The organism is Methylobacterium sp. J-090 (genome assembly GCF_022829345.1).
Lineage (GTDB): Bacteria > Pseudomonadota > Alphaproteobacteria > Rhizobiales > Beijerinckiaceae > Methylobacterium.
Map to the genome: position 1 here is coordinate 280,007 of NZ_JAKSXV010000106.1, position 11,627 is coordinate 291,633.

Annotated in this window: 15 protein-coding genes; 10 read left to right on the forward strand and 5 right to left on the reverse strand. The window is 71.9% G+C overall.

Annotation, left to right across the window (positions count from 1 at the left end; genetic code table 11):
* Entirely contained in the window at positions 1 to 1,446 is a 1,446-nt protein-coding gene (locus MKK49_RS22700) for a UdgX family uracil-DNA binding protein (RefSeq protein WP_244032199.1), read from the forward strand.
* Positions 1,447 to 1,456: 10 nt separating this feature from the next.
* Here MKK49_RS22700 and MKK49_RS22705 read toward each other — a convergent pair whose 3' ends face one another.
* The gene (locus MKK49_RS22705; protein ID WP_244032201.1) at positions 1,457 to 1,777 is read right to left on the reverse strand and encodes a hypothetical protein; all 321 of its coding nucleotides are present in this window, start codon (positions 1,775 to 1,777) and stop codon (positions 1,457 to 1,459) included.
* A 132-nt stretch (positions 1,778 to 1,909) separates the two neighbouring features.
* Here MKK49_RS22705 and MKK49_RS22710 point away from each other — a divergent pair, with 132 nt between their 5' ends.
* From MKK49_RS22710 to MKK49_RS22735, 6 genes are all read left to right on the forward strand, one after another.
* On the forward strand, positions 1,910 to 2,128 hold the full coding sequence (locus MKK49_RS22710) for a hypothetical protein (protein ID WP_244032203.1): 219 nt from the start codon (positions 1,910 to 1,912) through the stop codon (positions 2,126 to 2,128).
* Positions 2,129 to 2,184: 56 nt separating this feature from the next.
* Entirely contained in the window at positions 2,185 to 3,816 is a 1,632-nt protein-coding gene (locus tag MKK49_RS22715) for a DEAD/DEAH box helicase (RefSeq protein ID WP_244032204.1), read from the forward strand.
* 139 nt (positions 3,817 to 3,955) lie between these two features.
* Positions 3,956 to 4,312, forward strand: coding sequence for a phage holin family protein (locus tag MKK49_RS22720; protein ID WP_244032205.1), 357 nt, complete (start codon positions 3,956 to 3,958; stop codon positions 4,310 to 4,312).
* Positions 4,313 to 4,402: 90 nt separating this feature from the next.
* The gene (locus MKK49_RS22725; RefSeq protein ID WP_244032206.1) at positions 4,403 to 5,290 is read left to right on the forward strand and encodes an HpcH/HpaI aldolase/citrate lyase family protein; all 888 of its coding nucleotides are present in this window, start codon (positions 4,403 to 4,405) and stop codon (positions 5,288 to 5,290) included.
* The gene (gene dut, locus MKK49_RS22730) at positions 5,287 to 5,793 is read left to right on the forward strand and encodes a dUTP diphosphatase (RefSeq protein WP_244032207.1); all 507 of its coding nucleotides are present in this window, start codon (positions 5,287 to 5,289) and stop codon (positions 5,791 to 5,793) included. Before MKK49_RS22725 ends, dut begins: the two co-directional genes overlap by 4 nt.
* Before the next feature lie 42 nt (positions 5,794 to 5,835).
* A complete protein-coding gene (locus MKK49_RS22735) occupies positions 5,836 to 6,009 on the forward strand; it encodes a hypothetical protein (RefSeq protein ID WP_244032208.1) in 174 nt (57 codons plus the stop codon).
* A 34-nt stretch (positions 6,010 to 6,043) separates the two neighbouring features.
* Here the strand turns inward: MKK49_RS22735 and MKK49_RS22740 are convergent, their stop codons facing one another.
* Both MKK49_RS22740 and MKK49_RS22745 read right to left on the reverse strand, forming a co-directional pair.
* Positions 6,044 to 6,493: a 4-aminobutyrate aminotransferase gene (locus MKK49_RS22740; protein ID WP_244032210.1), complete on the reverse strand. Its 450-nt coding sequence runs from the start codon at positions 6,491 to 6,493 to the stop codon at positions 6,044 to 6,046.
* Between the two features lie 106 nt (positions 6,494 to 6,599).
* A complete protein-coding gene (locus MKK49_RS22745) occupies positions 6,600 to 6,941 on the reverse strand; it encodes a hypothetical protein (RefSeq protein ID WP_244032212.1) in 342 nt (113 codons plus the stop codon).
* Positions 6,942 to 7,073: 132 nt separating this feature from the next.
* On the opposite strand from MKK49_RS22745, the gene MKK49_RS22750 reads away from it, so the two are divergent.
* On the forward strand, positions 7,074 to 8,441 hold the full coding sequence (locus tag MKK49_RS22750; RefSeq protein ID WP_244032214.1) for a TAXI family TRAP transporter solute-binding subunit: 1,368 nt from the start codon (positions 7,074 to 7,076) through the stop codon (positions 8,439 to 8,441).
* 113 nt (positions 8,442 to 8,554) lie between these two features.
* Positions 8,555 to 9,901, forward strand: a complete 1,347-nt coding sequence (locus MKK49_RS22755) for an L-serine ammonia-lyase (RefSeq protein WP_244032216.1) — start codon at positions 8,555 to 8,557, stop codon at positions 9,899 to 9,901.
* A 7-nt stretch (positions 9,902 to 9,908) separates the two neighbouring features.
* Here MKK49_RS22755 and MKK49_RS22760 read toward each other — a convergent pair whose 3' ends face one another.
* Together MKK49_RS22760 and MKK49_RS22765 are read right to left on the reverse strand one after the other, a co-directional pair.
* A complete protein-coding gene (locus MKK49_RS22760; RefSeq protein ID WP_244032218.1) occupies positions 9,909 to 10,166 on the reverse strand; it encodes a hypothetical protein in 258 nt (85 codons plus the stop codon).
* Positions 10,163 to 10,339, reverse strand: a complete 177-nt coding sequence (locus tag MKK49_RS22765) for a hypothetical protein (protein ID WP_244032220.1) — start codon at positions 10,337 to 10,339, stop codon at positions 10,163 to 10,165. The genes MKK49_RS22760 and MKK49_RS22765 overlap by 4 nt, the downstream gene beginning before the upstream one ends.
* A 204-nt stretch (positions 10,340 to 10,543) precedes the next feature.
* Here MKK49_RS22765 and MKK49_RS22770 point away from each other — a divergent pair, with 204 nt between their 5' ends.
* Positions 10,544 to 11,620: a DUF808 domain-containing protein gene (locus tag MKK49_RS22770; protein ID WP_244032222.1), complete on the forward strand. Its 1,077-nt coding sequence runs from the start codon at positions 10,544 to 10,546 to the stop codon at positions 11,618 to 11,620.
* Positions 11,621 to 11,627: the final 7 nt, after the last annotated feature.

An 11,627-nucleotide genomic window follows, 5' to 3' on the forward strand; every position in this document is an offset into this window, starting at 1 on the left:
ATGGAGTCGGGCGGCGACCTGTTCGGAACCGGGCCGCAGGCGGTGTTCCTCGGCCCCGGCGCGGACGGGACCGGGTTCCGTGCCGCCGTCCGGCGTCTGGCCGCCGCTGCGGTCCCGCCCGAGCGTGTTGCCTGGTCCGTCGGCGAGGCGCCCGGCCTGTTCGGAGCCTCGGCTGAGACGACGGACGCCCCGCCGCTGGCCCTGCCGCGCGGCGTCGCCGACCTCGTCGCCCGCGTGGTGCCGCACCGCGACCCCGAACGCTACGCCCTGCTCTACACCTTGGTTTGGCGCGTCCTCCACGGCGAGCGCCGCCTGCTCGAAGTGTCGAGTGATCCCCTGGTCCATCGCCTGGAACGCATGGCCAAGGCCATCGCCCGCGATCTGCACAAGATGCACGCGTTCCTGCGCTTCCGCCGCGTGGAGGGGGCGGAGCCCGAACGGTTCGTCGCCTGGTTCGAGCCCGATCACCACATCCTGGAGGCGGCCGCGCCCTTCTTCGTCGGCCGGTTCCGGGGGCTGCACTGGACGATCCTCACCCCCGAGGGCTCGGTCCGGTGGGATACGGAGACGCTCAGCTTCGGCCCATCCGGACGGCGCGAGGACGCGCCGCCAAGCGACGGGTTCGAGGCAGGCTGGCGCGATTACTACGAGAGCACCTTCAACCCCGCCCGCACCAATCTCGCCGCCATGCGGGCCGAGATGCCGAAGAAGTACTGGCGCAACATGCCCGAGACCGCCGCGATTCCGGGCCTCGTCCGGGCGGCGGCCTCGCGCACGGAGACGATGATCGAGCGGGCGCCGCGGAAGGCGATCAAGCGCGACCCCGTCCGGGCCGTCGCCGCCATGGTGGATCAGGCCCCGGACTCCCTCGACGCCCTGAACGCCATCATCCGCCGTTCCGAGCCCCTGGTGCCGGGCGCGACGCAGGCGGTGCTGGGCGAAGGACGGGTGGGCGCCGCCATCGCCTTCGTCGGTGAGCAACCGGGCGATCACGAGGACCGCCAGGGCCGCCCCTTCGTCGGGCCGGCGGGCCAGCTCCTCAGCCGAGCCATGGCGGAAGCCGGGATCGTGCGCGGCGACGCCTACCTCACCAATGCGGTCAAGCATTTCAAGTTCGAGCAGCGCGGCCAGCGCCGCATTCACCAGAACCCCACCGCCGGCGAGGTCAGCCATTACCGCTGGTGGCTGGAACGCGAGCTCGACTTCGTCGCCCCCCGCCTCGTGGTGGCACTCGGCGCCACCGCCGTCCTGGCCCTCGCCGGCCGGGCGATCCCCGTCACCCGGGCACGCGGGCCGGCGGAGTTCGGCAAGGGTTACGCGGGGTTCATCACCGTGCACCCGTCCTACCTGCTGCGTCTGCCGCATGGGGCGAAGGACGAGGCCTACGCGGCCTTCGTCGCGGATCTGCGGCGGGTCGGCGAATTCGCGACGACTCTGGCCGCCTGAGGCTGCCGTCTCACCGCCGCCGCGTCAGCCCGAACAGCGCGAACCCCGCCAGGGCCGCGAGTCCGAGTGCGAGGCCGCGATTGGTGTTGACCGCCGCCACGACGGAATCGCCCGTCCGGCGCAGGTCGTCGGCGAGCGGCGAGCCGGTGAGGATGCGCTCGGCCCGGGCCTTGTTCTCGGGGCGGGTGTTGATGGCGACGGAGAAGTCGTCGTCGTGGCGGATGATGTCGATGCTGTTGCGGGCGAACCCCGCCCGCGCGAGGCGGTCGCGCGCCGAACGGGCGAGGCCAAGGGAGGGAAAGGCAACCGAGGCAAGCACGCTGTCCGACATGAATTTTCTTCTCCGCTGAGTTCGAGCGAAACACGGTGGCGTGAGGGGGAGTTCCGTGGGGCCGCCTTAAGGCCTCTGCAACCCGGGGTGCTTAGGCCCGGTTCGAGCCCGACCGGACGGCCGTCACAGGAGATGCCCGCCTTGCGCGATCCCTTCGTTCCCGACGCCCTGGCCGAGCGCCTGCGCGCCAAGCGGCGCAACATCCGGCCGGTGGAAGCCCTCGCCTACGAGCCCGCTAAGCCCCTCTTCGCCGAATTGCTGGATGGACGCGGCCATGGCACGGGGCAGTTCGTGCGCCTGTCGCAGGGGATGGTCGAGCGCATCACCCGGGTGGTGCGCGGCAGCGAATAAGCGGGCCGCACCGTCCCGGTATTCCGCATCCGCGCGAAGCGCCGTAGAGACCGGCGATGGAGCTCAGACCCTACCAGCGTGCCAGCCTCGACGCCCTCTACGCGTCCTGGCGCAGCGAGACCGGCGACGGCCTCATCGTCCTGCCCACGGGGGCCGGCAAGGCCTTCGTCATCGCGGCCCTGGTGCGGGAAACGATCGCCCGCGAGGCCGGCGCGCGGATCGCCATCGTCACCCACACCCGCGAGCTCATCGCCCAGAACCACCGCGAACTCCTCGCGTATTGGCCGGACGCCCCGGCCGGCATCTACTCGGCCGGCCTCAATCGGCGCGAGACGGCCACGCAGATTCTGTTCTGCGGCATCCAGTCGGTCTGGAACCGGACCGAGGCCATCGGCGCCTTCGACCTCGTGGTGGTGGACGAGGCCCACCTGATTCCGCGTGCCGCCGAGACCCGCTACGGCCGCTTCCTCGCCGCCCTGCGGGCCGCCCGGCCCGACCTGCGCGTCGTCGGGCTGACCGCCACGCCCTACCGCCTCGACAGCGGCCGCCTCGACGAGGGCGCTGGCCGGCTGTTCGAGCGCATCGTCTACGAGGCGAATGTCGGTGATCTCATCCACCAGGGCTACCTCGCGCCCCTGATCTGCAAGGCCACCGCCACGGCGCTCGACGTCTCGGGCGTGGGCAAGCGCGGCGGCGACTACATCCCGAGCGCCCTGGAGGCGGCGGTGAACCAGGACTGGATCACCCGCGCCGCCGTGGAGGAGATGGCCGGCTACGGCCGTGACCGCCGGGCTTGGCTCGCCTTCTGCGCCGGCGTCGCCCACGCGGAGGCCGTGCGCGACGCCGTGCGGGCGGAGGGCTTTTCCTGCGAGATGGTGACGGGCGAGACGGGCAAGCGCGAGCGCGACCGGATCGTGCGCGACTTTCGCGCCGGGCGGGTGCGCTGCCTCACCTCCGTGGGCGTGCTCGCAACGGGCTTCAATGTGCCGCGCGTCGATCTCATCGCGCTCCTGCGCCCGACCCAGAGCACGGGGCTCTACGTTCAGCAGGTCGGTCGGGCGCTCCGCACCGCGCCGCGCAAGACCGACGCCCTCATCCTCGACTATGCCGGGCTGGTGCGGATGCACGGGCCCGTCGACATCGTCACGGCCCGAAGTGCCGCCCTCATCAAGGGCCGCGAGGGGGAGGTGCGGGCGAAAGCCTGCCCCGGCTGCGGCGCCCTCATTCCGCTCAACGCCAGCACCTGCGAGGGTTGCTGGGTCGAGCCGGAGGACGAGGCCGACGACGGCCCGAGCCACGAGGCGGCGGCCGAGGACGAGCACCCGATCCTGTCGCGGGCCGTGCCGGTCTGGCGCGGCGTCCGGGGCTGGCAGCTCGCCCGCCACATCGCTTCCGGCAGCCTCGACGTGGTGTTCCGCACGGAGGACGGGCTGATCCACCGGGTCCGGATCGGCCTCGAACAGACGGGATATCCCCGCGAGAAGGCGGTGCAGTGGTGGCGCCAGTTCGGCGGCGGGCGCGACGTCCCCATGAGCGTCGCCGAGGCCCTCGACCGGGCCGACGACCTCACCCGCCCCGCCGCGATCCTGATCCGCACCAACGGCCGCCTGTCCGAGAGCGTGATCTACCGCTTCGCCGATGGGCGCACCTTCGTCGACACGCGGCGCCTCGACGGGGCCGGCGCCTGATTTCGGAATCGGTGATTTCCGGGAACACGCGCGGCCTGGCCACGGTTGCACCGTTCGGCTCCCCATGGACCTCACTGAGCATGGGACCACAACGAGGACCATGATGCGAGATCCGTCGGCGAAAGGTGTTGGCGCCCTGTTGGGCGACAGTGTGCGCCATGCCGCCGATCTCGTCGGCGGTGAATTCAAGCTCCTGCGCCGCGAGACCGACGGCAACATCCGGGCGATCCTCGGCCTCGTCGCCGCGTTCGGCACGGCCGCGCTCCTCGTCCTCGCCGCCCTGATGCTCTTCGTCGTCTTCCTGGTGAAGGGACTCGGCGCCCTGCTCGGCTCGGAGATCGCCGGGGCCCTCGTCGTCGGCGGGCCGTTCGCCCTCGCGGCCCTCGCCCTCTTGGTGCTGGGGATGCGGCGCATGTCCCGCGACAATCTCGCGCCGCGCCGGTTCGAGCGGCAGGTGGCCCGCGACGCCGGTATGGCGACCCGCCCGCGCGGCTGAGAGGTCGAGGAACCGGCTCGTCTTGAATCGAAGACCCGGGAGCGGTACCGCTCCCGGCGATGCCGGATTCGCGCGACGGGGTTACACGCCATGACCGAGATTCGCCCCCGCCGCAGCGTACTGTCCATGCCGGGCTCCAATGCCAGGGCCCTGGAGAAAGCGGCGAGCCTCCCCACCGACGTGGTGATGATCGACCTCGAGGACGCGGTGGCGCCCGAGGCGAAGGACGAATCCCGCCGGGCCGTGGCGGGGGCCGTGGGCCAAGGGCGATTCGGCCGGCGCGAGGTGGTGGTCCGGATCAATCCCCTCGACACACCGTGGGGCGAGACGGATCTTGCGGCCATCGCACCGGCGGGCCCTGACGCCATCCTGGTCCCGAAGGTCACCGGCCCCGACGCCCTCGTGGCCGTCGGCTCCCGCCTGCGCCGCCTCGGGGCGCCCGAGCGCACCCGCGTGTGGGCGATGATCGAGAGCCCGATGGCGCTCCTGCACATCGCCGAGATCGCGAGTTCGGCCCGCGACGTCGACACCCGGCTCGCCTGCCTCATCGTCGGTCCCAACGACCTGGCCAAGGCCAGTCGCGTCCGCCTCGGCGTGCCGGGTCGCCCGGCCCTGATGCCGTGGCTGATGAACGTGGTCGCCGCCGCCCGCGCCTACGAGATCGACGTCATCGACGGCATCTACAACGCGTTCCGCGACGCTGCCGGGTTCCTGGCCGAGTGCGAGCAGGGCCGCGATTGCGGCTTCGACGGCAAGATGCTGATCCACCCGGGCCAGATCGACCCCGCCAACGCGGTGTTCGGACCCACGATGGAGGCCATCGCCGAGGCCCGCGCCATCCTGGCGGTCTTCGCCGATCCCGCCAACGCCCGGCGCGGCGTGGTCGATTTCGAGGGGCGGATGATCGAGCGCCTGCACGCCGTGGAGGCCGCCCGCGTTGTGGCCATGGCCGACGCCATCGCGGCGCGGGCGGCGTGAGTGCGCCGCCCGAACTCGCCGTCGATCTGCGCCTGCTCGACGATCGCCTGACCGGCTGGGGTTTCCCCCACTGGGGCTCGGCCGGGGCCGCCGGCCTCGACCTCCACGCCTGCCTCGACGCGCCCCTGACCCTGGCGTCGCAGGACCCGGCGGTCCTGATTCCGGCGGGGTTCGCCCTGGTGATCCGCGATCCGTCCTGGTGCGGGCTGATCTACCCGCGCTCGGGGCTCGGCCACCGCGACGGCCTCGTGCTCGGCAACGGCGTCGGGGTCATCGACGCCGACTACACCGGCCCGCTGATGATCTCGGCCTGGAACCGCAATCCTGCGCCCGGGGCGCCCCTGGTGATCGCGCCGGGCGATCGCATCGCCCAGCTCGTCTTCACCCGCATCACCCGCCCCGGCTTCACCGTCGTGGACGGACCGGCGGAGGCCGGGTCCGGGCGCGGCGCCGGGGGGTTCGGCTCGACGGGGGTGGGGATCGGACGGACCCAAACGCCCTGAGCCGTGTTCACCCCTCGGACAAGAGCTGAGCGAGGTATACCCATGGCATTCGTATCGCAGACGGTGATGGAAGAGGGCTTGGCCGCCAAGCGCGCCGGCCAGTCCGACGAGGCCAACCCGTATCCGGCCGGTTCGCAGAACAGCGCCGACTGGCTCGAAGGCTACACGGCCGACGAGGTGGAGCAGAACGTCGACCGGCCGGAATCGGAAGCCTGACGACACCGGACGGGGGAGCCCCCAGGGGCGCCCCCTACAGGCGCTGCTGGCCCGACGGCAGGCCCGCTTGCGTGACCTCAATGCGGATCGTCGCCCGGCGGACCTCGCCCTCGGCGGTCTCGACCTCGATCTGGACCTCGTCGGGGCCGCTGTAGCTGGTGTTGGCCTGATAGACCACGACCTGTCCGGACACCTTCTGATCCGGACAGCGGTTCTTCTTGCCCGTGGCGATCTCGGCCGTGGTGGCGATGACCCGGCCGTGCTTCGGCAGGCCCGGCACGCGCAGGGTCGGCGCCGCGCCCGGGCTGCAATCGCGCTTCAAGGGGTTGAGCACGGCGATCTGCACCGGCTTGCCGGGGGCGACGCTCACCTGGGATTTGACGGAATCCGGGTTGTCGGCGCCCTGGCCGAGGGCGGCCGGCGCGGCGAGGAGAGCGGCGGCGAGAGTGAGACGCTTGGCGCGACGGGCGGCGATGCCGGGCATACGGGTCTCCGGTCGGGCACCCCGAAGGCGGGGCGACGGGAACGGACCCTATCGCGGGTCGGCCATTGAATGAAGGTCCCTAGATCTCACCGCGCCGCGACGGCATTCACCGCCGCAGCATCGCGATCCAGGACGAGACCGGATCGACCACGTAGGCGGCCATGGAGGCGGCCCATTCCCGGGCACGCGTCGCCATGGTCCGATTGCCGTCGCCGGCCGCGCGCTCGGCCATGAGGGCGGCGACGTAGGCGTCCTCGCGCTCCTTGCAGGCATCGAGGGCATTCCGCTGGGCGCCGGCCTTGCCCTGGATCGCCGGCTGCTCGGCGAAGGACTCGCGCACGCACGCCGTCCAGGCCCGCTCCAGGGCCGGCACGTCGGGGGCGGCCACCGCCTCGCCGAGGGGCAGGCAGAGGACCAGGCTGAGAACGAGTCGCGCGCGGATTCGCATGGCACCGATATCGCCGATTCGGCCGGTCCCTGACAAGGCAAGGCGGGAGCCTGCAACCGCCCCGCCCCGCGGCACGTTGCAGTGGCGCCTTGCGGACGTAACGCCGCGATTTCCAGGAGTCCGAACCCACGGATGACCCTTCAGGGCCTGCCCATCCGGCGCGAGCTGGTCTTCCTCGCCCTCGCCATACTCCTCGCGTTCGGGGCGGCGGGCGCCTTCTACGTCTCCCGCGCCACCACCCTGACGGTAGCCGTGGCCCCCAGCGACGGCACCGAGCCCGCCCTGATCCGGGCCTATGCCGACGCCCTGAAGGCGGGCCACAAGGAGATCCGCCTCAAGGTTCTGCCCTTCGACGATGTGCGCGATTCCGCCGCCGCCCTGCAGACGGGCAAGGCGGATCTCGCCGTGGTGCGCCCCGACGTCGCCCTGCCGGAGAACGGCCTGACCCTCGCGATCCTGCGCGATCAGGCGATGATCATCGCCTCCCCCGAGCCGTCGGGCATCACGGAGTTTGCCGGCCTCGATCGAAAACGCCTCGCCATCCTGGCCCATCGGGATGCCGACCACACCCTGATCAAGGGCCTGGTGGAGCATTACGGCCTCACTCTCCTCGACGACGCTTCCGATGGCCCCGTGCCAGCCCGCCACGTCGCCCTGGTGCAGTTGGAGGAGAAGGACCTCGCCCAGGCCTTCGCGAGGAAGCGGGTCGATGCCGTCGTCTCCGTCATCGCGCCGGCGGCACCGACGGCGCTCCGCATCGTCGGGATCGTCCAGGCGGCGAGCCGCACCCGCAAGGTCGCGTTCATCGATGTGGCCGACGGCACCGCCATCATCGAGCGCATGCCCCGCCTTCAGGCGGTGACGATCCCGGCGGGTTTGTTCGGCGGTGCTCCGAAGGTGCCGGCCGAGGATGTCCGCACCATCGGGGCGTCCTACCGCCTCATGGCCCGGGCCGGCCTGTCGCGCACGGTGGCGGCGGATGTGACCCAGCACCTGTTCGAACTGCGCAGCGGCCTCTCCAACGCCACGCCGGCAGCCGATTACATGCTGGCCCCGAGCTACGAGACCACGGCCGCCGCCACCAGCGCGCGCCTGCCGATCCATCCCGGCGCCATCGACTTCTTCGAGCGCGAGCAGCAGGGCTTCATCGAGCGCTACGAGACCTGGATCTACCTCGTCGCCTTCCTCGGCGGCGGCTTCGGCTCGGCGCTGGCCTGGATTCGCCAGCGCCTGTCGCGGGTGCGCCGCGAACGCGTCGAGGAGGCCACCGACCGGCTCCTCGCCATCCGCGCCGGGGTGCGGGATGCGCCCGACCGGAGGAGCCTCGACGCCCTCGCCGCCGAGATCGACGATCTCGCCGGTGAGATCGCCCGCCATGCCCTGGAGCGGCCGACGGAGGCGCGCACCATGAGTGCAGCCGCCATCGCCATCGATGCCGCCCGCTCGACGGTGCGGCGCGCCACCCGGACGGGTCCGCCGGAGGTGCGGGCGGCGGAGTGATCCGGGGACGGCCCGTTTCCTGCTGAGCCGGCCGGGGGTCCGGTGTCGGTCCGGCGTGAATCGGCGTAGGACGCCGGGACCGGCCCCCTGTCGCCCGAACGGACCCCGAGCCGATGATCAGCGCCTTCGACCTCTTCAAGATCGGGATCGGCCCCTCGAGCTCGCATACCGTCGGGCCGATGGTCGCGGCGCGCCGGTTCCGCGAATGGGTCCGGGGCGGAGTGGGCGCGGCGCGCATCCGCGCCGAGATCTTCGGGTCGCTCGCCTGGACCGGGCGCGGCCACGGCACCGATGTCGCCATCGTCCTCGGGCTGCTCGGCCATGCGCCGGCCACCGTCGATCCCGACGCCGTCGAGGGACTGGTCGCGGATCTGAGGCGTGACAAGCGCCTGTGGCTCGGTGGCCCGGCCTTCGACCCGGACCACGATCTCGTCTTCAACTTCACCGAGGTCCTGCCGCTGCACACCAACGGCATGCGGTTCACCGCCCTCGACGCAGCGGGCGGCATCCGCGACACCCAGGTGTTCTACTCCGTCGGAGGGGGGTTCGTGGTATCGGAGGCGGGACCCGAGCCGGGGCCGGAGGCGGCGTTTCCGCTACCCTATGCGAGTGCCGCCGAACTCCTCGCCGTCTGTGCCCGCACGGGCCTGTCCATCGCCGCCGTGCAGCGGGCCAACGAGGGCGCCACCCGCGGCCCGGAAGCGGTGGATCAGGGTCTTGACGCCATCGCGGAGGCCATGTTCGCCTGCATCGAGCGGGGCCTGCGCCAGGGCGGCGAACTGCCGGGCGGCCTCAAGGTCCGGCGCCGGGCGCGGCGTCTGTACGAGGACCTGACGGCCGGGCGCCTGCGCAACGCGCGCCCGGCCCACGAGGTCGTCGATTGGATCAGCCTCTACGCACTCGCCGTCAACGAGGAGAACGCGTCCGGCGGCCGCGTGGTCACGGCGCCCACCAACGGAGCGGCCGGCATCGTGCCGGCGGTCCTGCGCTACGCCCGCGACTTCTGCCCCGACTGGTCGGAGGCGCGCGGGCGCGACTACCTGCTCACGGCCGCCGCCGTCGGGGGCCTCATCAAGACCCGCGCCTCGATCTCGGGGGCCGAGGTCGGCTGCCAGGGCGAGGTCGGCTCGGCCGCCGCCATGGCGGCCGCCGGGTTCGCCGCCTTCCTCGGCGGCACGCCGGCCCAGGTCGAGAACGCCGCCGAGATCGCCATGGAGCACCATCTCGGCATGACCTGCGACCCCATCGGCGGCCTGGTGCAGATCCCCTGCATCGAGCGCAACGCCTTCGGGGCCAACAAGGCTGTGGTGGCCGCCTCCTTGGCGCTGCGCGGCGACGGCATCCACCGCGTCTCCCTCGACGAGGTCATCGAGACCATGCGCCAGACCGGCGCCGACATGCAGGACAAGTACAAGGAGACCTCGCTCGGCGGTCTCGCGGTGAACGTGGCCGCTTGCTGAGGGTCGGCTACGCGACGCGGATCGGCTCGGCCTTGCGCAGCGCGCCGCCGAGGTCGATGTGAAGGGTGAAGACCGCGCCGTCCCGCGAGGCCGGAACCTCGAAATGCTTCGGCTTGCGCTTGGCCTCGCCGATCGGCGTGTAGCCGGCCTCGCGTGCGGTGGCGAGGGCGGCTTCGGGATCGACTGGAGCATGATCGGGCTGCTCGGGCTTGGCCGGCCAGGCGATGGGGCGGGCCGTGCCGTCGCCGCGGGTGAGGCTTCTCACCTTGACCTCGGTGGGCTTCCGGTCACCGTCACCGTGTCGCCGGGCGTCAGGGTCAGGCCTTTGGCCCCTTCGGGACCGAGATCGGCGAGGAACCGCCCCTGCGGTCCCTCGACGGCGAAGCGGTGGCCGAACACGGCCCAGACGGTGCCGGTGGCGGTTTGAAGCTCTTTCATATGGATGTCCTGACGGTCTCGGAAGCGCCCTTTCGGGCTGGGACCGATTTACGGGATGGCTCCGGACCGGAACTGAACGGGGCGGTTCAGTCCCGGTTCAACGGTCCGGGCCCGGTCGGCGTCCCCCCTGTCACGGCCGCCGGTTTGCGAGCACCCGTGGCTGTGCCATGTCTCGGGCGGGACATATGCCGAGGGGAATCGATCGTGAGCGTGGGACTTCTGGCACTTCTCGACGATGTCGCGGCCCTCGCCCGGGTGGCGGCGGCCTCCCTCGACGACGTGGTGGCCCAAGCCGGCAAGGCCGGCACCAAGGCGCTCGGCATCGTCATCGACGACGCCGCCGTGACTCCACGCTACGTCGTGGGCTTCGCCGCCGCGCGCGAACTGCCCATCGTCTGGCGCATCGCCGTCGGGTCGCTGAAGAACAAGCTCCTGTTCCTGCTGCCGGGGGCGCTGTTGCTGAGCTATCTCGTGCCGTGGGTGATCACGCCCCTGCTCATGCTCGGCGGTCTCTATCTCTGCTACGAGGGGGCCGAGAAGATCCTCCATGCCCTCGTGCCCGCCCCCGCGCATGCCCCCGAGGCGGCGGTCGCCACCGGCCCGCAGGATGCGCAGGCCCAGGAAGACCAGCGGGTGCGCGGCGCGATCCAGACCGACTTCATCCTCTCGGCCGAGGTGATGGCCCTGACGCTCGCCTCCCTCACCACGGAGTCGACGGTGACCCAGGCGGCGATCCTCGCCGTGGTCGGCATCGGCGTGACCCTCTTCGTCTACGGCGTCGTCGCCCTCATCGTGAAGGCGGACGATGCCGGCGTGGCGCTCGCCGGCAACGACCGCCCGGCTTCCACCCTCCTCGGCCTGCGCGACGACACGCCGGGGGCGGCGGCTTCCGGCACGGATCGGGCCCTGCGCCCCGTGACCCAGGGCTTCGGACGGGCGCTGGTCGTCGGCATGCCGTACTTCCTCAGCGGCCTCGCCATCCTGGGCACGGCCGCGATGCTGTGGGTCGGCGGCGGCATCCTGCTGCACGGCCTGGAGCATTTCGGCGTCACCGCCCCGGCCCATCTCGTCCACGATGCCGCGAAAGGGATGGCGGCGGCGGTTCCGAGCCTAACGGGCGCCGCCGAATGGCTCACCACCGCGACCCTGTCGGGCCTCGGCGGGCTCGTGGTCGGCGGCCTGACGATCCCGGTGGTGCAGTTCGTCCTGGCGCCGATCACCCGGCGGGTCCGGGCCCTGTTCGGCTCGACTAAGGCGCAGGCGGCACCCGCTGGACACTGATAGATGC